Origin of the sequence: Streptomyces sp. NPDC088354, from assembly GCF_044753585.1 — a bacterium.
Classification (GTDB): Bacteria; Actinomycetota; Actinomycetes; order Streptomycetales; family Streptomycetaceae; genus Actinacidiphila.
Window position 1 is genome coordinate 17,221 of record NZ_JBIVNJ010000022.1, and the last position, 23,618, is coordinate 40,838.

Consider the following 23,618-nt stretch of genomic DNA (forward strand, 5'->3'; position numbering starts at 1 on the left):
GCCGGGCGCCACCCCCACAACGGACTCCGTACGCGCTAGGAGCCCGCCCACCCCGCGGTGTTGGAGGAGGACTCGTACGAGTAGCGCGTCCGGCGTTCCCACTCCTCGCCGGTGATGTGCTCGTACGCCCGATCCGGGACGTACAACAACGCCTCCGCCCATACATGGCCAGTGACGAACGGCACGAACTCCGCCGGATCCCGAAGGACGGGGCTGTACGTGTCCCGTCCGGCGGGCAGATATGCGTGGCGCGTCGTCAGGCGTGTCGGCATACTGCGTCGGTGATCGGTTCAGCGCTGCCTCACCTGCTGCGACCTCGTGCTCTGCGGCCTGGGGATCTCGTCGTGATCGCATCCCTTTCCGGACCGCTCCACGCCGGGTACGAGCCCGACCTCGAGCAGGCCGTAGCCGTGCTCGAGGGGATGGGATTCCGCGTGCGCCGGGCACCGCTTCTCGAAGCAGGGCGGCACCGCTGGTGGAGCGCGGCTGCGCCGGCGGAGATCGCCGGCGAATTCAATGCGCTTCTGCGTGATCCTGAGGTGCGCGCCATCATCGCGCATGACGGCGGCCAGACGGCGCTCGGCTACCTCGACCTGATCGACGTCGAGGCGATCACCGCCGACCCCAAGCCCATCCTCGGCTACAGCGACATCTCGTTGCTGCATCTGGTGCTCTACGCGCGCACGGGCCTGGTCGGATTCCACGCCGACTTGGCCACCCCCGGACTCGGTGGCCACTGGCAGGCCGCGCCCGCCGCGCGCAGAGCGGAACTCGAGAAGCTCTACTCGACGCTGCTGACCGGTACGGAGCCGATCGGGGCGCTGCCGACCACACCGTCCTGGGAGTGCTGGCGTGCCGGTCGGACCGAAGGCCGGCTGATCGGCGGGGTGATCAATCGCATCGTGCTGGCGCAGGCGACGCGTTTCGCGCTGCCGCTCGAATGGTTCGACGGCGCGGTGCTGTTCTGGGAGGAGACGGGCGGCCAAGCGTCGTATGTGTGGAGCTATCTGCAGGTGCTGCGGCACTGCGGCATCCTCGATCGGATCTCGGGCATGGTCGTGGGCGTCCCGTACGCAATCGACGGACTCGACTCGCCCGACCCGTCCCCGACCCTGCCCGACCTGGTCCTCGACGTCCTCGGCGACCGTGACATCCCGGTGCTGGGCAACGTCGAGTTCGGGCACGCCGGCCCGAATCTGCCGATGCCGGTCGGCATCCGCGTCGCCCTCGATGCGCGGCAACGGAGTTTGTCGCTGCTCGAACCGGCGGTACGCCCGCTCATCGTGAGCGGACCGGGCGGCTGAGGGACGGCCTCGGCAGCGGCACGTCCAACCGCGGCAGGGGCGGCCGCAGTCGGCGCTGCAGAGGCGTCGCGCCGAAAACAGAAGCCCGAAGGCCTCTCCGTCGACATACTGAGAACGGCTGTCCCGTCGCCGATGGAGAAGTGTCCATGGAGGACCCAGGGTTCACCGTGCTGGTGACCGCATCCGGGAACGGCGGACAGCAGGCCCTGCGGGCGGTCGGAGCGGTGACCGGACTGAGCCTGTGGCGCAGCAAGCTTCTTCTGGGCAGCACCCCTGCGGTGGTTGTGGAGATGGTCCCGCTCGACATGGCCGTCGTCGCGGCCGGACGGCTGCAGGAGGCCGGCGTGTCCGCGGCCGTCCGCTGCACCTGGTGCGACAGGACAGTACCCAACGACGGGACACCGCTCGACCCGGGCCCCTGCGCATCTCGCTACTGGCGGACCGCCCATTGCCACGCGAACTCCATGACCAGTTGTGATGGCGATTTCTGCGACACCTACGGGCCCGTCGGCCTCACCCTCTGACACCGCGCCGGCGGAAGCGGCGGCGGCCGGAAGCCCAAGCCCTGGGCACAAGGGAGGCGAGGCAGCAGAGGCGAAGGCTCAGGAGCTTTCCGGCAGCCACGTTCCGAGTCGCACAACTGCGCTTCCACGGGCCGCACGCATCCAGCGTTGCGACGCACCACCTCGCACCCCTCAGGACGGGTAACCGCTGTCGCCAGGGGGCGCCATTGCCTGGGCCCCACGGATTCGTTCGCCTACCAGAGCGGACCGGTGCACATGTGCTGGATGGTGGACGCCAGCGCCCGCTTCAGTACGTCGGCGTCCGCCCCGGCGATCGCGTCGAACGCCAGCAGGTAGCACCCCACGTGCAGGCCCAGCAGGTGGCTCGCCACCAGGGAAGCCCGCAGTTCGGCCCGCTCGGGGGCGATGGCCGTGACGATCGGATCCACCACGCAGGTGGTGAAGAGCTCCCGCATGAGTGTGGCCGCCTCCGGGCGCTCACACGCCGCGTGCAGCAGGGTGAGCGCGGTATTGGGGCGGCCGTCCTGCTCCCATGTCTCCAGGAACACGTCGGCGAGACGTTCGCCGATGTGGTCGGGGCCCGTGGCGAGGACCTCGCGGACGACCGTGTCGGGGTCGAAGGGCCATTCGACGGTGGCGGCCAGCAGGCCCGCCTTCGAGCCGTAGAAGTGCACGACCAGCGAGGGCCTGACCCCCGCGTTCCTGGCGATCTCGCGCAGCGACGTCTGCGCGTAGCCCTTGTCGTCGAAGGCCGCACGGGCAGCCGCCAGGATCACGGCGCGTGTCGCCTCGCCGTCCCGCGAACGCGTCGCACCGGGCGCCTGCGCTGCGGGGACGCCGGCGTCGGGAGGGGAGGTCTTCGTCGCTGCCATACCGGCAGTCTGGCACCGCCCGACTGTACATGTACAGTTGCTGTAGCCTACAACTGTACATGTACAGCATGATGCGATCCCGGTGAACGCCTCCACTGATCGCCTGCTCCCGGTTGCCGGACGCGTCCGGCCGCGACGCGGCCGGCCTCCGTCGAGGCACGGCCGGCGTGGCCGTGTGCGTGGTGCCGGTTCCCCACGGCGGAACTCCGGACCGGGTGCACGTCTGTCCGCGCCGAACACATCCACGACCCCTGGGAGGTCTTCATGACAGTCAGTCAGCACAGCGGCAGGATCGCTCTCGTCACGGGCGCCGGCAGGGGGATCGGTGCGGCCACCGCCCGGTTGCTGGCATCCAGAGGCATGCGGGTGGTCGTGAACTACCTCAACAGTGAGCGGGACGCGGAAGCGGTGGTCGCGTCCATCAGGTTCGCCGGAGGCGAGGCGATGGCCGTCCAGGCCGACGTCCGTGACGCGGACGCGGTGGCCGGCATGATCGAGCGGGTCCGCGCCGAGATGGGCGAGGTGGACGTGCTGGTCCACAACGCCCTGATCCCGTTCGCCGTGAAGTCGTTCGAGCAGATGTCGTGGGACGAATTGGGCACCAAGCTGAACGAGGAGATGCGGGCCGCGTTCGTGGTGACCAAGGCCGTCGTCCCCGGCATGACAGCGCACGGCTACGGCCGGATCGTCTTCATGAGCACCGGGACGAGCCGGCAGCCCCGGGAGCGGATGATCGCGCTCGGAACCTCGAAGGCGGCCCTGAACCAGTTCGCCCGCTACGTCGCCCAGGAGATGGGCCCCCGCGGGATCACCGTCAACGTGGTGGCCGCAGGCCCGGTGGACGAGACCAGCATCGCCGAAGCCCTCGGCGACCTGCACAGGCAACGCCAAGCGGCGCAGACCGTGCTCGGCCGGATGGCCAAGCCCGACGACGTGGCCCGGGCCGTCGCCTTCTACGCGGGTGAGGACAGCGGCTTCATCACGGGCACGATCGCGGGAGTCAACGGCGGCGGGGCTTGGGACTGACTCTCGGAAAGAGCCCCCGGCGTGAACCGGTCATTCGATTGCACGGGGAAACTCCCGGACGTCCGGCCCCGACGCCGTTCCGTCCGGTGCCACAGCCTCGACCGTTCGCCACTGAACTCCGCCCGGTGACCGGCGCCCGCCGGACCGACCACCGGGCGGCACGTCCGATCGAAGGAGTCACGATGAAGCCCACGCACACCGCGCTGGTGGTGCAACCCGGTGAGGCGGCCGGGGCGTCGCTCACCGACGGCGCGTTCGAGCTGCTCGCCGACGGGGGTGCGGTCAGCGCCAGCAGGCTCACCCTCGCCACCGGTGCCGACGGGGCACCCCCGCACCACCACAAGCTGTCCCACGAGCTCTTCTATGTACTGGACGGGACGATGCTGTTCCGCCTCGGCGACACTCTGACCACGGTGGCAAAGGGCGGACTCGTCGTCGTACCGCCCGGCCTGCCGCACGTGTTCGGGGCCGCGGAGGGTGAGGTGGCCGACGTGGTCGTCGTGCTGAGCCCCGGTATCGAACGCTTCGGCTACTTCGAACAGCTGGCCGCCATCAGCCGCGGCGAGGCGGAGTTCGCGTCTCTTCTCCCCGAACAGCACCGCTACGACGTGCACTTCGAGGACCTTCCCGACTGGCGGTCGGCTCCCTCGCGGTGATCCGGATCTCCGGCGCGTCGGCCGGGCCGGGCCGGCCTCGCGCCGCCGCGGGGCCGGCCCCCCAGGTCAGATCCAGGAGTCGAGCCACATCCGGGCGTGCCAGGCCGAGTAGGGGATCGTCTGCCCCGTGTAGATCGGGAAGAAGTAGATGAAGTTCCAGACGACGAGCAGGCCCAGCGTGCCCGCGGCGACGGTTCCCACGACGCGGCGTCGTTCGTCCGCGCCCGGGGGGCCGATGAGCGCGCCCAGGGCCATGGCGACGGCCAGGCACAGGTACGGGACGAAGGCGACGGCGTAGAAGGTGAAGATGGTGCGGTCCTGGTAGTTGAACCAGGGCAGGTAGCCGGCCGCCACCGCGCACAGGACGGCGCCGGCGCGCCAGTCCCGGCGCAGGGCCCAGCGGAAGAGGAGGTAGGCCAGCGCGAAGCAGGCCGCCCACCACAGTGCGGGGGTGCCGAGGGAGAGGATGGCCCGGGAGCAGCCCTCCGCGGCGCTGCAGCCGTCCTCGCCGAGTTTCGGGGACTGGTAGTAGAACGAGGTGGGGCGGCCGAGTACCAGCCAGCTCCAGGGGTTGGACTGGTACGGGTGCGGGGTGTGCAGGCCCACGTTGAACTGGTAGACCGCGTGCTCGTAGTGCCACAGGCTGCGCAGCGGGGCGGGGATCCACGACCAGGTGCCGCCGCGGCCGTCCGCCCAGTGGCGTCCGTAGCCGTCGTCGGTCATGAACCAGCCCGTCCAGGTCACCAGGTACGTCGCGACGGCGACCGGCAGCAGGGACAGGACGGAGGGGACGAAGTCCCTGCGCAGCACGGCGGCGTAGGGGCGTCGGGACCCCGCCAGGCGACGGGAGCCGAGGTCCCAGAGCAACGTCATGATCATGAAGAAGGCCAGGAAGTACAGGCCGTTCCACTTGACGGCGGAAGCGAGGCCGAGGAAGACGCCGGCCGCGATCCGCCAGGGCCGTACGCCCGTGCCGGTGCGGTCCCCTGTCGCGGCGTCAGGACCGGCGGAGCCGTCCGCGCCCACCGGGAGTGCGGCGGCCAGCCGGGCCCGCGCGCGGTCGCGGTCGATCAGCAGGGACCCGAAGGCCGCCAGGACGAAGAACATGACGAATATGTCGAGCAGGGCGACACGGCTCATCACGAAGTGCAGGCCGTCCACCGCCATGAGAGCGCCCGCGAGACAGCCCAGGGCCGTCGATCGGAACAGGCGCCGGCCTATTCGGCACAGCATCAGCACCGACACCGTGCCGACCAGAGCCGACATGAAGCGCCAGCCGAACGGGTCGAGACCGAAGCCCCATTCGCCGAGCGCGATCATCCACTTGCCCATCGGCGGGTGGGCGACGAACGTCCCGGGGTCGGTGAGCGGCAGGTTCGCGGAGTGGCCGAGGATGTCGGGGTCGGCGATCTTGCGGTCGGGCCAGGTGCCCTCGTACCCCAGCCGCAGCATGGACCAGGAGTCCTTGGCGTAGAACGTCTCGTCGAAGACCACGTCGTGCGGCCGGCCGAGGTTCCAGAAGCGGAGCAGCCCGGCGAACACGGCGACGAGCAGCGGCCCGAACCAGCCGGCCCGGGCCGTTCCGAACGGCGGCACCAGCCGCTCCCGGATGTCCGTCCAGGGGCGTGCCTCGTAGCCGAACGGCCTCAGTCCCCGCAGCCAGGCAGCCGGCCACCCGCCTCCGGCGGGACCCTGTCCGGCACGGGTCTGTGTCGCTGTGTGCGTCGTCACTCGGCCATCGTAGGGATCAGGAGCGGCACGGACGCCGCCGCCCCCGGGGACCGGGGACGTGACGGGTCACCAGACCTGGGCGAAACAGCCGATCATCGTCGCCACGGCGACGAGGCCCACGAGCACGGCGGCGAAGGTACGGGGCATGGTCATGGGGACTCCTTCTTCGGCGGGGGCTCCGGGCCGGTGCGCGGCCGCCTCGGACGAGGCGGCGCGCCGTCTCCCCGTGCTCCGCCGGTTCACGGTGCATCTCGGTTCCTGGGTGGCTCACAAGCCAGACATAACCAGTTGGACTGGTGACGATGCTGCGTCACGTCCGGCTTCCCTGTCAAGCGGTCGATGCGCGAGAATGCCGGTCGGCGCGGGGTGCTTGCCCGGAGCAGCATCACCTGTCAGAATGGTGACATGCTACACCGCTTCCCGTGCGGGACTCCGGCCCTCGACTTCGTCGGCACGCTGCGGGCCCGCCGCAACCCCGAACCCCGCGAGATGCTCACGACACCGGAGAGTCTCGACGCCTGGTTCAGCGAGTCCGGGATGGTGCACGCCGAGACGCGGTGCGATCAGGCCGATCTGGACGCCGCGGTGGACCTGCGCGAGGCGGTGTACACCCTCGTCCGCGCGGGCCTGCTGGGCCAGGACCGTGACGCCGCCGCGGTCGCCCTCGTCAACGACACGGCGCGGATGCCCTCCGCGGTCCCGCAGCTCACGGGCGAGGGACGGCGTGTGGAGGCGACCCCGCGGCAGGCCCTCTCCTCGCTGGCCCGCCAGGTGATCGACATCCTCAGCGGTCCGGAGGGGGCCCTGCTCAAGGAGTGCGGCCGGCCCGAGTGCACGCAGGTCTACATCGACCGCTCCCGCGGCTCCCGGCGCGAGTGGTGCGCCATGGAGACCTGCGGCAACAGGGTGAAGGCCGCCGCCTACCGGGCCCGCAAGAAGGCCTCCGGCGATCCGGTCGTGGCCGGCGCCGACCGCCGGGCGGACAGGGTCTAGGCCGACAGCAGCCCGCTGATGCAGGCGTCCCAGTCGATGTACCCCGACTCGGCGCCGAGGGGGACGAGAGCGATGGCGGCCGCCAGGAACGCGGCCAGCGCCCCCGTCGCCACCCGCAGCACGGCCGTGCCCGACTCCCCGCCCAGTCCGATCAGGGTGCATCCGTCGGCCCCGGGGCGTACGTGGACGTCGCCGGATCCGGAGGGCACGCGCAGGCCGGCGAGCAGCAGCTCGCGGGAGACCACCCACACCGCCTCCCCGGTGCCGGGCACCCTGCCGAAGCGCATGCGCACCGCGTAGGGCTCGTCGGCGCCGTACCGGCACTCGACGGACAGCTCCAGCGTCGGCCCGGGGCCCGCTCTCAGGCGCATTGGCAGCCGTTCGACGATCGATTCCGTTGCTTCCATGGGATGCCCCGTCTCCCGTGCCGGCACCGGCCGACGTCCACCACGACGATGGAATGCGTCTGCCCCCGCCGCCCGGCCACCGCGATGGAGGAACGGCGGGGATCGTGGGGAGGAACCGCGTGTGCCGCCCGGTACGAGGGGTAGGCGCACCCACTCCCCCGGAACGGAGGAGATCGGCGGATGCGGAGGAGGCGGTCATGACCGACGACCCGATGGCGGACGACGTCTACCAGCCCACCGGCGGCAACGAGGAGCAGCAGGACGCGGCGCCCCTCGACCTCGAGGACGCGCTCGACGAACGCGACTACGACGACATCCTGGACGAGGGGTACTCCCCGCCCGAGCGGCCGCTGGGCCTGGACAAGGTGGGGGTCACCGCCGCCGAGCAGCGCGCCGGGGAGAGCCTCGACGAGCGTCTTGCCGAGGAGGTCCCCGACGACACGGTCTACCCCGGGGACGGGATCGGCGACCTGGCCGGAGGCGACGGCGAACCGGTCGACCCGCAGGCCGGGGCCGGGCGGGCGGGGCGTCTCGTCGCACCGGGCACGGGCACGGACGAGGACCCGGATTCCGACCTGTTCGCCGAGGACGTCGGCATCGACGGCGGTGCGGCCGGCGCCGAGGAGGCCGCCGTGCACATCGTCCCGGAGGACGACCCCTGGGAATGACCGGGGAGAGCGAGTGAGCGGCTCGGCAGCCGGTCTCACGCCGGACGGCGGCCCGCCTCAGGATGCGGTGCCGGCGTCCGGCATGTCGGCCCGGCCGCCGGGCCCCAGGACACCCGTGGCCCGGAACGGAGTCCGCTCGGCCAGCCGCGGCAGTTCCCGGCGGGAGAGCCGCAGGACGACGGACGGCAGCATCGCGCGCACCGGCTGGGCGGCCCGCAGCCACGGCGGCGCGTAGACCGCGGGGCCGCGGCGCTCGACGGCGTCGGTCAGACGCGCGGCCACGGACTCGACCGAGTACACCTTCCGCGCCGGTGGCGGCATGTGGGCCCGCAGCTCGCGCAGCACCGGGTGCTCGTCGGCGTCGCGGATCATGTCGGTGTCCGTCCAGTTCAGGTACGCGATGCCGACCGCCATTCCCTCGTGCGCGACCTCGGAGCGCAGTGACTGCGCGAAGGACTCCACGCCCGCCTTGGAAGCGCAGTACGCGCTCATCAGGGGTGCCGCGCCGATGGCGGCGAGGGAGGCGACCTGGAGGAAGTAGCCCTGTGTGCGCAGCAGCGAGGGCAGGAAGACGCGGGCCGTGGTCGCGCTGCCGATGAGGTTGACCTCGATGACGCGGCGCCAGACGGCGGGGTCGGACTCCACGAAGGGACCGCCCTCGGCGATACCCGCGTTGGCGATCACGATCGCCGGATCCCCCATCCGCTCGGCCACCTCGACGGCGACGCGGCGCATGGTGGCGTCGTCGGTGACGTCGGCCTCCCAGCACAGCGCCTGCGTGGGCAGCGACGTGGCCACGGCCGCGAGGGCGTGCTGCTCGCGGCCCAGCAGGGCGACCCGGGCGCCGCGCCGGGCCAGTTCCCTGGCCAGGCCGGCACCGAGGCCGCGTGCGGCGCCGGTCACGACGGCGACACGGTCGTGCAGTACGGACTGCTTCACCGGTACTCCCCCGTCCTCGCCGCGGCGCACCGCCCGGCCGGATCACCTCGCCCGCGCCGTGCGGCCCGCCTGGGCGTCGTCGGTCGGTCCCCACCCACGATCCGCCTGCGGGTCGCGCCGCGCATCACGGGCCCCCCGGTGGGCCCTGTGCGGTGGCGAAAGCGGGGTAGACGGAAGGTAGGGACCCTCGAAGGGAGACGCGCGGTGGCCGACACATCGATGAAAGCCGTGGGCTGGGCGCGGTCCTTCCCGGTGTCCGGCGGGGTACGGGCGGGCCGGCGCTGGACCCGCGAGCATCTGGACACCCTGGAGTGGACCGAGGACGCCCCGGGCACGGTCGACGACATCCTGCTCACGGTGTCCGAGCTGATCACCAACGCCCATGTGCACGCCCGCAGCGACGCCGAGCTCGTACTCACCTGGGACAGCCGGTGCCTGCACGTCAGCGTCCACGACTCGGGCGGTGAGATGCCCGCCCCGCGCCAGGCCGACGCGACCGCGACCGGTGGCCGCGGGCTGGCCCTGGTGGACGCCGTGGCCGACCACTGGCACACCCACTCCCGGCCCGACGGCAAGACGATCACCGCCTGCTTCACCCCGCCCGTCAGGCCGGAGGGTCCTGACTCCTGAGACGGCCGGCCGGCTCCCCCTCGCGGTCGGCCCAGCGGCGTACGACCGGGGCCAGGTAGTCCACCGCGCGGTCGCCGAGGGCAACCACGTCGCCCGGGGACCCGACGAACCCGATCCCGTCGAACTCCGGCTCCAGGCCCAGCGCGGTCTCGGACGCCACCAGGGCCGCGAAGCGTTCGCGCAGCAGGGCCTCGGGCCTCGGCGGGGCGAGGAACAGCACACCGACCGTGCCGTTGGCGGCGCGGGTGACGGCCCAGAGCGCCAGGTCGCCGGGCGGGACGACGGTGCCGGTCTCCTCGGCGAGTTCGCGGGCGGCGTGCCGGCGCAGCGCGGCCAGGTCCAGCGTCTCGTCAGCCGCCGGCGGTTCGGCGGATCCGCCGGGCAGCTGCCGACGGCGGAGGGCGGCGGTCCACGGCGCCATCCGGCCGATCAGCAGGCGTCCGTCCTCGTCGGGCTGCATCACGGCGACGAACAGCGAGGGAAGCCAGCCGGCCGCCCCGGGGAACCGGCGCAGGACGTGCCGCCGGTAGGTCGTCCTCGCCCAGGACAGGACGAGGGAGTCCGGACCCTCGCGGTCCAGCCCGACGCATGCCGCGACCGGCCCGTCGAAGAGCGCCGGTGCCGCCGCGACGGCCGCGTCCCAGGCACGGTCCATGGCCGACCGCAGGCCGGGCGGCAGCGCGGGGGTGTCGACCTCGACCATGCGGATGCGACGGGCCTCCAGCAGCACGACGCCGCGGGCGGGCGGCGGCACCGGCCCGGTCACGAGGCGGCCGCGGGCACCCGGACCGGGACCGGCCCGGCGAAGCCGGTGAACGTCATGACGCTCCGGTAGCGGCTGCCGTCGGGGTAGGCGAGGTCCTCCTCGAAGCGGGTGACCCGCCCTCCGGCGTCCACCCAGGCCGTGCACGAGACGCCCTTCGTCCCCGGGACGTCCTCACGTGGCGTGAGGATCGCGTAGGTGTGGGGGTCGACGTCCGCGAACGCCCCGGCGGCGATGAACCCGGAGAGCCGGTACAGCGGCCGGCCGCCGGCCCCCGCGCGGAGCCGGCGGCGGGCGTTGGCGGGCTGGCGGGCCAGCAGCTGGGCGACGGCGTGGACCTGCATGATCTGGTTTCCCGGCGGCGCCTTCGCGAGCGGGTCGCGCCACCAGCCCCGCACGGTCCGTCCGCGGTCGTCGACCTCGCGCACCCAGGCCCCGGTGGGCAGCAGCACCTCCTGGGCCTCCTTGTACCGGTCGGGTTCCACGGAGGAGATGGAGAACGCGCCGGTCGTGCGGGCGCCGAGGTTCAGGGTTCCCTCGACCCGCTGGGCCGGCGCGGACGGCGCGCCGGGGGCCCTCTCGGTGCGGACGCGGGCCGAGTAGGGATGCGCGGCACGCTGGGCCAGGGCCTGTCCCACGGCGGAGTCCGGCAGCGGCGCCACGGTGCGCGGCGGGCGCGGGTCCGCCGTGTCCGGCGGACCGTCGCAGCCGGCCAGGACGAGCAGTGCGGCCAGGGCCGCGGGGCCGGTGAGGCGCAAGGCCGGCGGTGTCATGCGCGCAGTATGGCGCGCGCGGGTGTGCGGGAGGTGAGCCGCGGGCAACGGTTCCGATCCGGTCGCCGGTGGAGGCGTGCCGCTCAGGCCGGTCCCCGGCGGGCGGTCTGTTCCTCGCCCCGCCGGTGCGGGACGCCGGCTCGGGCCGCGGTCCTGGTGCCGGTCGCGTGCGCTGCGGGGGGCGCCGTTCCCGGGAAACACTGGTGGGTGCCCCCAGCTGCCGTTCGGCGGCACGGGCGTCGGAGCAGCGGCGGCGCACCGCCACCAATGCCACGTCGTCGTGGAGTTCCCCGTCCGTGTACGCGGTGAGGTCGGCCAGCAGGCGCTCGATGACCCGGTCCGGGCCGCCGTCCTTGGACAGGGAGGCGAACCGGTCCAGGGCCGGGTAGAAGACGCCGGCGGGGTCACGGGCCTCCAGGAGACCGTCGGTGTGGAGGAGCAGGATGTCGCCGACCTCGAAGCGGAAGGTGTCGACGCGGAAGTCCTGTCCGGGGTTCGCGACGCCCAGCGGGGGCGCCGGATGGGTCAGGTCGAGCACGTCCACCTCGTGGCCGCGCGCGAGCATCGGATGCGGGTGGCCGCAGCTGATGACACGGACGACCGGGACGTTGTCGGGGATCTCGGCCACGAGCACGGTGACGAAGCGCTCGCCGGCATGGGCGTCCCGTTCGCCGGCCTGCTCGAAATGGCGGGCCATGCTCGCCTCCAGCGCGATGGCGACCCCCTTGAGGAAGGTGTCGCGGTGCGCCGCCTCGCGGAAGGCGCCCAGGACGGTGGCGGCGTCGTCGACGGCCGCCAGGCCCTTGCCCCGGACGTCGCCGATCAGCAGGCGGACGGCGCCCTCGACCCGCTCCGCCGCGTAGAGGTCGCCGCCGATGCGCGCGTGGGCCGCGGCCGAGCGGTAGGCGGTGGCCATGTCCACGCATCCCACGCGGCACGGCAGCGGCCGCAGCAGAGCGCTCTGCGCGGTCTCCGCGACCGAGCGGACGGCCCTCAGCGTCTGCCGGTCGGTGTGCCGCATGCGCCAGAAGGCCAGCACGAGTCCGCACACCACGAGCAGGTCCAGCACGTGGATGGGCAGGATCGGCGAGTGGCCGAGGCCGTCGTGGAGGTCCACCGCCACGGAGCCGGCGCACGCCAGGACGGTCATGTGGATGGTGGCGAGCGCGCTGTAGAGCGTCGCGGTCAGGGCGGGCACCGCCACGAGCAGCGAGGCCAGGTGCACGTCCATCGGGATGAGCAGGCTCAGGAGGGTGATGACGAGCAGCACGGCCGCGGCGAGGGCGAGGGGCGCCTGCCGTCGCAGGAGCGGTCCGAGGGCTCTGTACACCGGTTGCCGCGGCGCGGCGGGCTCTGCCCAGGCCGCCGCGGGTCGTGACCGACCCGAACTCGACATCGGAACCTCCGACCGCGCCGTCGAGGCGCTGTTCCCTTGGTCAGCACGGTGGAATGTCGGAAATATTTCCCTTTGCGGATTTATTCGGCATCCAGTGCCGAAGTCGTCCCGGTGCGGGCACCGTCCGCCGCCCGGCCCCGTCCGGCGGGCCGTCCGCGGATCCGCTGCCTGGCCTCACGGTGTGATCGCGCCCTGGGACCGCAGACGTTTCCTGGAAGGGGTGTCGGCAGTGGGCGCGGCGGCCTTCGCGGGTGGCTGCTGGGCCTCGCGGCGCCCGCCGCACCTGGGCGCGGGCACGGGTCTGGACGTACGCGCCGAGAACGCGCGACCGGGTGACCGCGACTGGGAGCTAGCGCCCACCTGTCGGCTGTCGTCAGCCGCGCGCGTGTCCCGATCCCACCGGGTTCCCGTCGGCCCGCGTGATGCGCCGCCCGGGGCGGCGACCCCTGCCGGGCGGTCGCCGGGCCGGTACCGTACCGACTGGACGGTACCCCGCCTGATGGTCCACGACCCGACCGAGGAGCCCCGCATGCCGCGTGCGAAAGCCAACGGGATGGAGATCGAGTACGACACCTTCGGCAGCCCAGGGCATCCCGCCCTGCTGCTCGTCATGGGTCTGGGCGCACAGATGACCACATGGCGGCCGGAGTTCTGCACCGCCCTGGCGGAGCAGGGCTTCTTCGTCGTCCGCTTCGACAACCGCGACAGCGGGCTGTCTACCGGCCTCGACGGGCACGGTGTGCCGGACATCGGCGCGGTCCTGCGCGGCGACACCTCCGGCGTGCCGTATCGGCTCGCCGACATGGCACAGGACGCCGCCGACCTGCTCGGTGCCCTGGACATCCCGGCCGCCCACGTCGTCGGGGCGTCCATGGGCGGCATGATCGCCCAGCAGTTGGTGATCGACCACCCGGAGCGCGTGCTGTCGCTGTGCTCGATCATGTCCACCACCGGGGACCGCTCCGTGGGCCGTGCCTCCGAGCGGGCCCGGGCCGTCATGCCCGGCCCCGACGCCGCGTCCCTGGACCGCGACGGGGTCATCGCCGCCGGCGTCCGGCGCGCCGCGGTGATCGGCTCGCCCGGCTACCCCGTCGCGGAGGACGCGCTCCGCGAGCGCGTCACCGCGGCCCTCGACCGCGCGCACCGCCCGGACGGCTACACCCGCCAGTACGCGGCCATCCTCGCCTCCCCCGACCGCACCGCCGGGCTCCGCTCCGTCACCGTCCCGACCCTGGTCGTCCACGGCGAGGACGACTGCCTGGTGGACCGCAGCGGGGGCGAGGCGACGGCCGCCGCCGTCCCCGGCGGCGAACTCCTGCTCTTCCCCGGCATGGGCCACGACCTGCCCGAGGCACTGTGGCCGTCGATCATCACCGCCGTCGCCCGCAACGCCTCCCGGGCGGGGTGAGGCCAGGCCGCCCCGGGGTGCCGGCGAGGGGGTCCGGCAGTACCCCTTTGCCGCCGGGGCGGCCGGAAGGCGCGGCGTAGCGTGGAGACATGGACGACCACGCGGACCCCCGCGGGGGCGAACTCGGCGAGTTCCTGCGCTCCCGCCGGGCGAAGATCTCCCCCGAACGGGCGGGCCTGACGCCGGCACCCACGGCGCGGCGGGTGCCGGGACTGCGCCGTGAGGAAGTCGCCCAGCTGGCGGGGGTCAGCGTCGACTACTACGTGCGGCTGGAGCGCGGCCGTGCCGTCAACGTCTCCGAGAGCGTGCTCGACGCGATCGCCCGCGCGCTGCAGCTGACCGGCGACGAGCGAGGCCACCTGTTCCGGATCGCCAAGCCGGTGCGCAGCCGTCCGCGCCCCGTGCCCGCGCAGCGGGTGCGTCCGGGGCTGTACCGGATCCTCGACACGCTGACGGAGGTCCCCGCCCTGGTCGTGGGGCGCCGCACGGACGTCCTGGCCACCAACCGGCTGGCCCGTGCGCTCTACACGGACTTCGACGCGCTGCCGCAGCGCGAGCGCAACATGGCGCGGTTCATCTTCCTCCACGACGAGGCACGGGCACTGTACGAGGACTGGGAGGGCGTCGCCCGCACCACCGTCGCCGCCCTCCACCTCTACGCGGGGGAGCACCCGCACGACGCCCGCCTCACCGAACTGGTCGGCGAACTCTCCCTGCGGGACAGGGACTTCCGTACCTGGTGGGCCGCGCACGACGTGGAGCGCCGCACCTTCGGCAGGAAGCTGTTCCACCATCCGGTGGTGGGCGACCTCAGCCTCGACTACGAGGCCCTCGCGGTCACCGGTGACGCCGATCAGGTCCTCGGCATCTACACGGCCGAGCCCGGTTCCTCCTCCGAGCAGGCCCTCGCCCTCCTCGCCTCATGGAGCGGCGACCCTGCCCCGCGGCCCCGGTTCACGGGTTCCTGACCGCACGCGCGCCGCGCTCGCGGGCGCTCCTTCGTCTCGTAGGGTCGGCACAGCAGACCGGCAGGGGGCAGGGAAACGATGCCGCAGCACCGCGAGGACGAGAGCGCCGACGAGGTGGCCGCCCGCTACGGGCTGGAGCCGCTGCCGTTCGAGGGCGGCCGGTTCCGCCGTACATGGGCGGGACCGCCGGACGGAACGGGGCGCCCGGCGGGCTCCGCGATCCTGTTCCTGCTCAGTCCCGACGAGGACGGCTTCTCCGCACCGCACCGGCTGCCCGCCGACGAGGTGTGGCACTTCTACCGGGGCGACCCGGCCGAACTCCTGCTGCTCGCACCGGACGGGCGCTCGCGCACCCTGCTGCTCGGCGACGAGGCCGACCGCCGGGTGCAGTGGACGGTGCCGGCCGGGACGTGGATGGCGGCACGGGTCGCACCCGGCGGACGCTGGTCGCTGTGCGGGACGACCATGGCACCCGGTTTCGTCCCCGCGGACTTCGAGGCCGGCGACCCCGGCATGCTGGCCGCCCGCTATCCCGCGCACGCCGCACTGATCCGCGCTCTGAGCCGTCCGGCGGGCGCCGCCGGACGCGCGGCAGCCGACAGCACGCACAGGGAACAGGAATGACCGGAAGCCCCGGCTTCGGCCTCACCGGACAGGTCGCCCTCGTCACCGGGGCCAGTGGCGGCATCGGGACGGGCGTCGCCCGGTGCCTCGTGGACGCGGGCGCGTCGGTCGTGCTGCACGCCCACCGCCGCGCCGACGCCGTCAAGGCCCTGTCCGCCGGCATCACCGCCGCGGGCGGCAGCGCCCGCACACTGAGCGCGGACCTGACCCGGCCGGACGAGACGGGTGAACTCGTCGCGGCCGCGGCCGCCTGGGGCGGACGGCTGGACGCGGTCGTCCACTGCGCGGGCATCCAGCCGGTGCGGGAACTCGCCGGGATGGACGACGCCGCATGGCGCGAGGTCATCGACGCGAATCTCCACGCGGCCTTCGGGGTGGTGCAGGCCGCCGCCGCGCACATGTCCCGGCAGGGCGGCGGTTCGATCACCGCCATCGCCTCCGTCGAGGGCGGCCGCCCCGCCCACGGTCACGCCCACTACAGCGCCGCCAAGGCCGCGCTGATCATGTTCACCCGGGCGGCCGCCGGCGAGTACGGGCCCATGGGAATCCGCGTCAACACCGTCTCCCCCGGTCTCATCGACCGCCCGGGCCTGGCCGGGGACTGGCCCGACGGAGTGCACCGCTGGACCGCGGCCGCGCCCCTGGAGCGCCTCGGCACCCCCGCGGACGTCGGCGCGGCCTGCGTCTTCCTCGCGTCCCCCGCCGCCTCCTGGATCACCGGCCACGACCTCGTGGTCGACGGCGGGATCGGGGCGCGCCCCGGCTGGTGACCGGCCGCCCCGGACCCACCGGTCCGGGGCGGTCCGTCGTCACGCCGTGGCGGCCGGGACCGGCTTCGTGGCCGGCGCCGCGGGTTTCGCGGGCGTCGCCGGCTGCTCGTCGCGGTAGAAGATGTCGATGTCGACCTCCTCGCCGCCGACGATCAGCGTGTCCCACGGCCCGCTGTCGATCAGGGTGCGCAGGGTCTCGCTCCTGAGCGTCTCCAGGTGCGCCCGCAGCGTCTCGTCGTCGGGCATGCCGGGGATGCGCGGCGCGAGACGGTCGCGGATCGCGCGGAGCTGCTCCATGAGGCCGTCGATGTCGGACGCGCGGTCCAGTTCCCCGTCCAGGGCGGCGGTCTCGGCGATGCTCTGGGCGATGACCTCCTTGATGGCACGGCTGACGCCGTTCTCGTCCGTGGTGATCATGGCGTTCCAGGCGCGGCTCTTGTGCCGGTACTGGAGCATCGACATGGCCGCCTCGTGCCGGACGAAGTCGGCGTCGCGGAGCGGCCGGCCGCGCCAGGTGCCGCTGAGCGTACGGGCGAGGGAAATGGCCGAGCCCAGGCCGCTGTTGAGGCCGCGCCCGGGCCAGAAGTGGATGGCGTTGGCTGCGTCGCCGAGCAGGAAGCCGTACGTGCCAGGGGTGGACGAGGTGCCCGGGTAGAGGCGGGCGGTGAAGCGGGGGCGCTGCACCATGTCCAGCCGGAAGGCGGTGACCGCGCTCAGGTCGTCCTCGGGCACTCCGAAGAGCGCCAGGCCTTCCTTGACCCGCTTCCACAGGGCCGAACCCCTGATGAGCGCGGGCAGGAAGAGGGTGCTGTGGGTGGAGCAGTGGAAGTCGCCGTGCTCGTCGCGTCCCATGACGCAGGGGCGGGAGGCGATGCACTCCTCGAAGACCTGCCGGACGGGGTCGATGCCGACGACCTCCTTGGCCTCGGCGTCGGTGAGGCGCATGTTGAGGAAGCCCTCGCCGCGCAGGGCGTTGAGCAGGAAACGATTCTGCGCCACGGTCAGCAGCACGGTCATCGGGTCGGACAGCCCGGACTTGACGCGCAGTCCGAGGACGACGTCCTGGATGTGCTCGCCGGCCAGGGAGTAGATCGACTTGTCCGCGGTGCCGAACTTCTCGGTGAAGTACTCGCGGGTGCGGGACCGGCCGCCCTCGCAGATCGCGAGCACGTGGTCCTTGGCGACGCTCTCGCGGTGCTCGATCGCGTCGAAGCGGGCGGGCACCAGGCGGATGCGCTCCCGCTTCTCGTTCGCGAGGGCGAGCAGGGTGTCCTCGATGTAGGCGATGCGTATGTTGCGGGGGCTGAAGCCGCGGATCGAGTCGGGTCCGGCCGGCCACATCTCGGTGTAGGTGCCCTCCGTGAACAGCCGGGCCTGGACCTCCTCGGGAAGGTTCAGGTACTGGCGGCTCTGCACGGTGACGACCTGCTGCCGGCGGACATTGCCCTGTCCCTCGCTCTTCCACACGACCCGGTCGCCGTCCTGCGTCCAGCGGCCGTCGTAGACGGTGACGGAGACCCGGCGGCCCATCAGGTGCTCCAGCAGCAGGGCGAACGACAGGCCCACCGGGCCGCCGCCCGCCACCGTCACGTTCAGCACCGGGCCGGGCTCCTCGGGCTCGGCCGGCGTCATCAGCGACTGCAGGAGGGAGAGATCGAGGATCGTCTCCATCGGGTCGGCCGCCTCGAAGCAGAAGGTCTCCTCACCGATGGCGATGAGGTCGCCGGGCTGGAGCACGTGCGAGGTCACGCGTTCCCCGTTGACCCGCGTCCCGTTGCTGCTGCCCCGGTCGTAGAGCACGAAGCCGTGGTTCTCGCGACGCACCTCCGCGTGGAACCGCGAGGCGCTGACACTGGCGATCACCACCGTGTTCTCGGCCTTGCGGCCGAAGGTGAGGGGCTTCTCGCCGATACCGAACCTCTCCCCGGCCAGAGAGCCTTGACGCCCAACAATCTCAGGAGGCATAGGTCACTCATTTCCACGTCACAGTACCGATGAGAACAACGCGGGCACCGGCCGCCGAACCGCTGCGCGCCGCGTCACGCCACACGCCGGCCACCCCTCGTCCACCGGGTCCACGTGCACCGGTCCCCGATCGGTTCACCGGCTCCCGCGCCCCGGACCCGCCCTGATCATCCCGCACCGGGGAAGCCCTGCCCACCTCCCACGCACCGCCATCTGTCAGCCCTGGGCGACAGTTTCCTCCGAAGTGGCGCCAAATCGACTTATCGAAGCTCCAGTTGTCCGAAAGTCGACAAGTGGGCTGCCCGGAACCCGTCCCCGCGTCATCACCGAGTGCCCTGTGGTGCGGGCGACATGGATGCGCCGCAGGACGGCGGGGCTCCCGGAGCGTCCGGTGGGGCGTCGTCACACCGGAGGCCGCGCCACGGTCGGGTGGCGAGGAGGAGAAGGGCCGCACCGGCGACCGGGGGGGTGGGTAGTCGTCGGTGCGGCTCTGGGGAGCGTCTGCCCCGGCTCCGGCGTTCCATTCCGGCTCCCGGCCGGTGTCCCGCCCGGGAGATTCACGCCCTCATCGCGTGACGGCGGCGTCCAGGAGCGGGGCGAGCTCGCCGGCGACGGTGGTGAGGGCGCGTACGTCCCGTTCCGCGCGGGCGATCACGAGAGCGCCCTCGATGGCGCTGATCATCAAGGTGGCGAGCGGTTCGGCCCGCTCCCCCGGCACGCCCATGTCGCGCAGGGCCGCCGCGACCGGTCCGGTCCACGTCGCGAACGCGGCGGCCGCGGCGGCGCGCACGGAGTCGGTGGAGCCGGCGCAGTCGACCGTGGCGGCGGCGACGGGGCACCCCGCGCCGAAGCCGGAGGCGCGGAACTCGTCGGTCCACTGGGCGACCATGGCGGCGAACAGGCCGCCCGGTGTCGGCTCGGGCAGACCGGCGAGGAAGCGGGCCACCCGGTTCCCGGCGTAGCGGCCGGCCCAGGCTACGGCCTCGTTGACCAACTGCTCCTTGCCGCCCGGGAAGTAGTGCTGCAGGGAACCGCGGGGGGCCTCCGCGTGGACGGCCACCTCGCGCATGCCCGTCGCCGTGACACCGCCGCGCCTGATGAGCTGCGCGGCACTGAAGACCATGCGCTCGCGCGGCCCGCGCCCGGATCCCGCCATGACCCACCTCCCGACTGCGCCCACGACCTGGCCGACGCCCGCGCCGCGGGGCAGTGCGGTCCCGCGGACGGGGTGGCGGCAGGCGCCACGATCACTATTATGACAGCCGTCATAACAGTCGGGATGGACCGGTCGGAACGGCGGTGCGTGATGGACGTGGGATTCATCGGCCTGGGGATCATGGGGCAGCCCATGGCCCTGAACCTGGCCGGGTCCGGAGTGCCGCTGGCCGTCTGGAACCGCACCGCGGAACGATGCGAGCCGTTGCGCGCGGCCGGCGCCCACGTGGCCGCCGGGCCCGACGAGGTCTTCGCCCGGTGCCGGGTCGTGGTCCTCATGCTGGCCGACGGTCCCGCGATCGACGCCGTACTGGACCGCGGCGGGCCCGCGTTCGCGTCCCGGGTCGCCGGGCATGCCGTCGTCCACATGGGCACCACCTCGCCGGAGTACTCCCGCGCGCTGGAGGCCGACGTCCGGGCCGCCGGCGGCGCCTATGTGGAGGCACCGGTGTCCGGCTCCCGCAAGCCCGCGGAGGCGGGGCAGCTGGTGGGAATGCTCGCCGGGGAGCCCGCCGCGGTCGAGGAGGTACGGCCGCTGCTCGCGCCCCTGTGCCGGGAGACCTTCGTCTGCGGGCCCGTTCCGGGCGCGCTGCTGATGAAGCTGTCGGTCAACCTGTTCCTGATCACGCAGGTCACGGGACTCACCGAGGCGTTCCACTTCGCGGAGCGGCAGGGCCTGGACACCGGGCAGTTCCTCGACGTCCTCGACGCCGGGCCGATGGCCAGCGCCGTGTCCCGGATGAAGGCGCCCAAGCTGAGGGAGCGGGACTTCGCCGCCCAGGCCGCCGCCGCCGACGTGCTGCACAACAACCGCCTCATCGCGGAGGCCGCGCGCCGCGCGGCACTCGCCTCACCGCTGCTGGACGTCTGCCACGCCCTCTTCGAGGAGACCGTCGAACAGGGCGACGGCCACCGGGACATGGTGGCCGTGCTCCGCGCGATCGAGGCCCGCACGACCGCGGGCGACCGCCGCGGGGCCGCGGCCGCGGGCCTGAGGGAAGGTGCACGGCCGTGACCGGCACCGACGCCTCCGCGACCCCGCCCCCGACCGCCCGGCGCATGTGGTGGCTCCTCGAACCCGTCCACTCCGTCACCTACTTCGCCCCCGAGGCACGTGCCGCCTCCGAGGCTGCCGGGCTGCGCGGCTTCTGGCGCGGCTACTTCGCCTGCCGCGCGGCGCCCCTGGGCCCCGTCGGCGCGGCCCCGGTCACCGCCGCCTTCTTCGCCTTCGCCCCGGGCATGGTGGCCCGCGCCCTGCCGGGTGTCTGGCAACTGGCCATGCCGGAGACGGCATTGGCGGTGCGTGCCCGGGGCGCCGGCGCCGCGCTGCGCCGGCTGCTCGCCGGGCACGAACCGGCGGCCGAGGAGGCGGTGGCCCTGCTGCGCCCGGTCACCGGCGCGCTCGACATCGCCGGCCGCGTCCTGGCCGCCGCCAACGCGGCCCTGCCGCTGCCGGCCCACCCTCTCGACGAGCTCTGGCACCACGCGACCGTGCTCCGCGAACACCGCGGTGACGGCCATGTCGCCGCCCTCGTCACGGCGGACCTCGACGGCTGTGAAGCCCTGCTCCTGCGCTCGGGCATCGACCTGCCCCGCGGCGAACTCCAGCCCCACCGCGGCTGGACCGACGACGAATGGACCGCCGCCCGCGCCCGCCTCACCGCCCGCGGCCTGCTCGACGCCGACGGCGTTGCCACCGACGACGGCCGGGCCGCCCACCGGTCCCTCGAAGCCGCCACCGACCTCGCCGCCGCCCGCCCCTGGTCCGCGCTCTCCCCGGCAGACCTCGACCGGCTCTCCGCCGTCCTGTCGGCCCCGGCCCACGCCTGCGCCGCGGCGCTCCCCTACCCCAACCCCACCGGGGCTCCGGCACCTTGAGGGTGCGGCCCGGGGAACGGCGGCGGCCGGCGGCCCGTTGTCGGTCCGGGGAGGACGCTCGGATGAAGACCCGCGACCGGGCCGGCGGTGTGCCCGGCCCCAGGACGCCCTGGGACGAGATCACGCCCGGCCTCTGGATGGGCGGGCACGTCCGGACGGACGAGTACGGCACCGTTCACCCGGTCGTCGTGGCCTGCGGGTTCGACGTCGTCGTCAGCCTGGTCGACCTCCCCGGACACGGGCCCGGCGACCCCCGCGTCGAGCACGTGGTCGCCGATCTCCCGGACGCACCTCTCACGGCCGGGCAGCTCGCCACGGTCGCGCGGCTCGCCCGCGGGGCCGCCCTGGCCGTCCGCGACGGCCGCACCACCCTGGTCCGGTGCCACGCCGGGTACAACCGCTCAGGACTGGTCGTGGCGCAGACACTCGTCGAACTCGGCCATGACGCGGCCTCCGCGATCGCCCTCGTCCGGCGGCACCGCTCGCCGTGGGCCCTGAACAATCCCGTCTTCGAGCAGTACCTGCGGTGCGGTCTCGACGTCGCCGGACTCCTGGCCGGGCTGGAGCCGCGGCCGTAGCGTCACACCGTGACGACGACCTTCGCCCGGGCGTGCTCCACTTCCAGGTAGCGGATGGCCTCCGGCGCCTCCGACAGGGGGTAACTGCGGTCGACCACGGGGGCGATGACGCCCGACTCGGCGAGCTCGCGGAGCGTCGAGAGGTTCTCCGGGCCGGGTTCGGCGACGAGTACGAGGACGCGGCGGCGCGCGAGACGCGCGACGATCTGCCCGCGCAGCATCAGGCCCATCGGCCCGACGAGGCTGCCGCCCTTGGAGACGCCGCCGCCGGACAGCACCAGCGTGCCGGTGGGGTTCAGCACGCGCAGCAGGGTGGTCAGCGAGCGGTTGCCGACGAGATCGAGGACGAGGTCGTACCGCCGCCCGTCGCGCGCGAAGTCCTCACGGGTGTGGTCGACGACCCGCCCGGCACCGCAGGACCGGACGAGGTCCGCGGTGCGCGTGCTGCACACGCCGGTCACGGCTCCGGTGGAGTGACGGCTGCCGTCGCGGGTGTCCCGGAGAAATCCATCCCGACTTCGCGACCCTGTCGACTGTGGTCGGCGCCGTGGTGCTGTCGCGGGCCGTGGCGGCCGCCGGCCCCCGGCCACGGGTGGGGCGGGACCGCCGCAATTCGGTCCCGCCCCACCCATCTGCCGCCCGGGGGCCGGCCCGGACGGTCAGTGCGAGGCGCCGGTGCGCTCCTCGATACGGCGCAGCGCCTGCTTGAGGTACCCGGCGAAGCGCGGGTAGTTCTCGCTCATCGGGAAGTGCCCGATCTCCTTCATCTCGATGAACTCCGCCCCCCGGATCCGCTCCGCGGTCCGGGCGCCGTCCTCGGGCGTGGTGAGGTAGTCGTACTCGCCGGTCATCATGATCACCGGACAGCGCTCGCCGTCGATCTCCCCCAGCCGGCCGCGCAGGTCGTGGTCGACGGAGTAGAAGTACAGGTCGCCCTTGAACGCCTCCGAGCCCTGGCTGTAGTAGAACCAGGTGGCCCACCGGTCCTTGTCCGGCGACTGCGGGGCCATCAGGTCCCAGACGCCGCTGGCGCACACCTGGGCGGCGTTGGCGTGCGGGTGCTGCCACCAGTCGAGGTAGAAGCCGGGCGAGTAGTCGGCGCCCTCGACCGGGATGACGGCCTTGAAGCGGTCGGGATGGCGCAGGGCCAGCTGCAGGGCCACGTTGCCGCCGAAGGAGGACCCCATGAAGATCGGGTCGTCCAGGCCGAGCGCGTCGCAGAAGGCGGTGATGAAGGCGACGTAGTGGTCGGCGGAGAGCTTGTACTCCTCCTTCCACCACTCCTTGTTCAGCGGCGGGTCGGTCTTGCCGTGACGGGCGAGGTCGTAGGCGATGACGCGGTGGTTCGCGGTGATCTCCCCGTCCTCCAGGAGGCCCATCCACTGGTGGTTGTGGCAGCCGGCGGTGTGCTGGCAGACCAGCGGCTGGCCCTGGCCGCTCTCCAGGTAGAACACCTTGTACTGGACGTCCTCCACGTCGATCGTCACGTAGTGGCCGGTCACCGGCGAGATGCGGGACGGAGTGCTCATC

25 protein-coding genes and 2 pseudogenes are annotated in these 23,618 nt (G+C 73.1%); 14 read left to right on the top strand and 13 right to left on the bottom strand.

The features are described from left to right. Nucleotides 1–35: 35 nt before the first annotated feature. On the bottom strand, nucleotides 36–272 hold the full coding sequence (locus ACIP98_RS27075; protein WP_319663882.1) for a hypothetical protein: 237 nt from the start codon (nucleotides 270–272) through the stop codon (nucleotides 36–38). 9 nt (nucleotides 273–281) lie between these two features. Here ACIP98_RS27075 and ACIP98_RS27080 point away from each other — a divergent pair, with 9 nt between their 5' ends. Continuing rightward, on the top strand, nucleotides 282–1,304 hold the full coding sequence (locus tag ACIP98_RS27080; RefSeq protein ID WP_401978379.1) for an LD-carboxypeptidase: 1,023 nt from the start codon (nucleotides 282–284) through the stop codon (nucleotides 1,302–1,304). Between the two features lie 146 nt (nucleotides 1,305–1,450). Then, complete coding sequence (locus tag ACIP98_RS27085) at nucleotides 1,451–1,828, top strand: hypothetical protein (RefSeq protein ID WP_401978380.1); 378 nt, start codon at nucleotides 1,451–1,453, stop codon at nucleotides 1,826–1,828. A gap of 233 nt (nucleotides 1,829–2,061) precedes the next feature. On the opposite strand, the gene ACIP98_RS27090 is transcribed toward ACIP98_RS27085, so the two are convergent. Further along, nucleotides 2,062–2,700, bottom strand: a complete 639-nt coding sequence (locus tag ACIP98_RS27090; RefSeq protein ID WP_401978381.1) for a TetR family transcriptional regulator — start codon at nucleotides 2,698–2,700, stop codon at nucleotides 2,062–2,064. Between the two features lie 264 nt (nucleotides 2,701–2,964). Here ACIP98_RS27090 and ACIP98_RS27095 point away from each other — a divergent pair, with 264 nt between their 5' ends. Further along, entirely contained in the window at nucleotides 2,965–3,726 is a 762-nt protein-coding gene (locus ACIP98_RS27095) for an SDR family oxidoreductase (protein WP_319663888.1), read from the top strand. A gap of 182 nt (nucleotides 3,727–3,908) precedes the next feature. Continuing rightward, nucleotides 3,909–4,382, top strand: a complete 474-nt coding sequence (locus ACIP98_RS27100) for a cupin domain-containing protein (RefSeq protein WP_401978383.1) — start codon at nucleotides 3,909–3,911, stop codon at nucleotides 4,380–4,382. Between the two features lie 66 nt (nucleotides 4,383–4,448). Here the strand turns inward: ACIP98_RS27100 and ACIP98_RS27105 are convergent, their stop codons facing one another. Next, nucleotides 4,449–6,113, bottom strand: a complete 1,665-nt coding sequence (locus ACIP98_RS27105) for a dolichyl-phosphate-mannose--protein mannosyltransferase (protein WP_401978385.1) — start codon at nucleotides 6,111–6,113, stop codon at nucleotides 4,449–4,451. Between the two features lie 66 nt (nucleotides 6,114–6,179). Continuing rightward, nucleotides 6,180–6,356: a hypothetical protein gene (locus ACIP98_RS27110; protein ID WP_401978386.1), complete on the bottom strand. Its 177-nt coding sequence runs from the start codon at nucleotides 6,354–6,356 to the stop codon at nucleotides 6,180–6,182. 162 nt (nucleotides 6,357–6,518) lie between these two features. Here ACIP98_RS27110 and ACIP98_RS27115 point away from each other — a divergent pair, with 162 nt between their 5' ends. Then, nucleotides 6,519–7,106 carry a CGNR zinc finger domain-containing protein gene (locus tag ACIP98_RS27115; protein ID WP_319663891.1) on the top strand — a complete coding sequence of 196 codons (588 nt, stop codon included), beginning with the start codon at nucleotides 6,519–6,521 and terminating at the stop codon, nucleotides 7,104–7,106. Here the strand turns inward: ACIP98_RS27115 and ACIP98_RS27120 are convergent. Further along, nucleotides 7,103–7,513, bottom strand: a complete 411-nt coding sequence (locus tag ACIP98_RS27120; RefSeq protein WP_319663892.1) for an SsgA family sporulation/cell division regulator — start codon at nucleotides 7,511–7,513, stop codon at nucleotides 7,103–7,105. The genes ACIP98_RS27115 and ACIP98_RS27120 overlap by 4 nt on opposite strands. A 197-nt stretch (nucleotides 7,514–7,710) precedes the next feature. Here ACIP98_RS27120 and ACIP98_RS27125 point away from each other — a divergent pair, with 197 nt between their 5' ends. Continuing rightward, nucleotides 7,711–8,181 (top strand): DUF5709 domain-containing protein, encoded by a 471-nt coding sequence (locus tag ACIP98_RS27125; protein WP_319663893.1) that lies wholly within the window; start codon nucleotides 7,711–7,713, stop codon nucleotides 8,179–8,181. Between the two features lie 57 nt (nucleotides 8,182–8,238). On the opposite strand, the gene ACIP98_RS27130 is transcribed toward ACIP98_RS27125, so the two are convergent. After that, the gene (locus ACIP98_RS27130) at nucleotides 8,239–9,120 is read right to left on the bottom strand and encodes an SDR family oxidoreductase (RefSeq protein WP_401978388.1); all 882 of its coding nucleotides are present in this window, start codon (nucleotides 9,118–9,120) and stop codon (nucleotides 8,239–8,241) included. 204 nt (nucleotides 9,121–9,324) lie between these two features. On the opposite strand from ACIP98_RS27130, the gene ACIP98_RS27135 reads away from it, so the two are divergent. After that, on the top strand, nucleotides 9,325–9,750 hold the full coding sequence (locus tag ACIP98_RS27135) for an ATP-binding protein (protein WP_319663895.1): 426 nt from the start codon (nucleotides 9,325–9,327) through the stop codon (nucleotides 9,748–9,750). On the opposite strand, the gene ACIP98_RS27140 is transcribed toward ACIP98_RS27135, so the two are convergent. The 3 genes and pseudogenes from ACIP98_RS27140 to ACIP98_RS27150 form a co-directional block, all read right to left on the bottom strand. Next, nucleotides 9,725–10,516 (bottom strand): NUDIX hydrolase, encoded by a 792-nt coding sequence (locus ACIP98_RS27140; protein ID WP_401978389.1) that lies wholly within the window; start codon nucleotides 10,514–10,516, stop codon nucleotides 9,725–9,727. The two genes, ACIP98_RS27135 and ACIP98_RS27140, sit on opposite strands and share 26 nt — an antisense overlap. Beyond that, nucleotides 10,513–11,286, bottom strand: coding sequence for a hypothetical protein (locus tag ACIP98_RS27145; protein WP_401978479.1), 774 nt, complete (start codon nucleotides 11,284–11,286; stop codon nucleotides 10,513–10,515). The genes ACIP98_RS27140 and ACIP98_RS27145 overlap by 4 nt, the downstream gene beginning before the upstream one ends. Nucleotides 11,287–11,593: 307 nt before the next feature. Next, nucleotides 11,594–12,682, bottom strand: a pseudogene (locus tag ACIP98_RS27150) (PP2C family protein-serine/threonine phosphatase); the annotation flags it as partial. A 529-nt stretch (nucleotides 12,683–13,211) separates the two neighbouring features. On the opposite strand from ACIP98_RS27150, the gene ACIP98_RS27155 reads away from it, so the two are divergent. The 4 genes from ACIP98_RS27155 (at nucleotide 13,212) to ACIP98_RS27170 (ending at nucleotide 16,452) form a co-directional block, all read left to right on the top strand. Beyond that, nucleotides 13,212–14,090: an alpha/beta fold hydrolase gene (locus ACIP98_RS27155; protein WP_401978390.1), complete on the top strand. Its 879-nt coding sequence runs from the start codon at nucleotides 13,212–13,214 to the stop codon at nucleotides 14,088–14,090. Nucleotides 14,091–14,179: 89 nt separating this feature from the next. Beyond that, on the top strand, nucleotides 14,180–15,058 hold the full coding sequence (locus ACIP98_RS27160; RefSeq protein ID WP_401978392.1) for a helix-turn-helix transcriptional regulator: 879 nt from the start codon (nucleotides 14,180–14,182) through the stop codon (nucleotides 15,056–15,058). Between the two features lie 78 nt (nucleotides 15,059–15,136). After that, entirely contained in the window at nucleotides 15,137–15,682 is a 546-nt protein-coding gene (locus tag ACIP98_RS27165) for a cupin domain-containing protein (RefSeq protein ID WP_401978394.1), read from the top strand. Then, nucleotides 15,679–16,452 (top strand): SDR family NAD(P)-dependent oxidoreductase, encoded by a 774-nt coding sequence (locus ACIP98_RS27170; protein ID WP_401978396.1) that lies wholly within the window; start codon nucleotides 15,679–15,681, stop codon nucleotides 16,450–16,452. The genes ACIP98_RS27165 and ACIP98_RS27170 overlap by 4 nt, the downstream gene beginning before the upstream one ends. 39 nt (nucleotides 16,453–16,491) lie before the next feature. On the opposite strand, the gene ACIP98_RS27175 is transcribed toward ACIP98_RS27170, so the two are convergent. After that, on the bottom strand, nucleotides 16,492–18,417 hold the full coding sequence (locus ACIP98_RS27175; protein ID WP_319663905.1) for an FHA domain-containing protein: 1,926 nt from the start codon (nucleotides 18,415–18,417) through the stop codon (nucleotides 16,492–16,494). Nucleotides 18,418–18,982: 565 nt separating this feature from the next. After that, complete coding sequence (locus ACIP98_RS27180; protein WP_319663906.1) at nucleotides 18,983–19,573, bottom strand: TetR/AcrR family transcriptional regulator; 591 nt, start codon at nucleotides 19,571–19,573, stop codon at nucleotides 18,983–18,985. Nucleotides 19,574–19,723: 150 nt separating this feature from the next. On the opposite strand from ACIP98_RS27180, the gene ACIP98_RS27185 reads away from it, so the two are divergent. The 3 genes from ACIP98_RS27185 (at nucleotide 19,724) to ACIP98_RS27195 (ending at nucleotide 22,088) form a co-directional block, all read left to right on the top strand. Continuing rightward, nucleotides 19,724–20,647, top strand: a complete 924-nt coding sequence (locus ACIP98_RS27185; RefSeq protein ID WP_319664019.1) for an NAD(P)-dependent oxidoreductase — start codon at nucleotides 19,724–19,726, stop codon at nucleotides 20,645–20,647. Next, nucleotides 20,644–21,510, top strand: a complete 867-nt coding sequence (locus ACIP98_RS27190) for a hypothetical protein (RefSeq protein WP_401978398.1) — start codon at nucleotides 20,644–20,646, stop codon at nucleotides 21,508–21,510. Before ACIP98_RS27185 ends, ACIP98_RS27190 begins: the two co-directional genes overlap by 4 nt. Nucleotides 21,511–21,572: 62 nt before the next feature. After that, the gene (locus ACIP98_RS27195; protein ID WP_401978399.1) at nucleotides 21,573–22,088 is read left to right on the top strand and encodes a protein phosphatase; all 516 of its coding nucleotides are present in this window, start codon (nucleotides 21,573–21,575) and stop codon (nucleotides 22,086–22,088) included. A gap of 2 nt (nucleotides 22,089–22,090) precedes the next feature. Here the strand turns inward: ACIP98_RS27195 and ACIP98_RS27200 are convergent. Together ACIP98_RS27200 and ACIP98_RS27205 are read right to left on the bottom strand one after the other, a co-directional pair. Next, nucleotides 22,091–22,549 (bottom strand): annotated as a pseudogene (locus ACIP98_RS27200) (zinc-binding dehydrogenase); the annotation flags it as partial. 198 nt (nucleotides 22,550–22,747) lie between these two features. After that, nucleotides 22,748–23,617, bottom strand: coding sequence for an alpha/beta hydrolase (locus ACIP98_RS27205; RefSeq protein ID WP_319663911.1), 870 nt, complete (start codon nucleotides 23,615–23,617; stop codon nucleotides 22,748–22,750). Nucleotide 23,618: the final 1 nt, after the last annotated feature.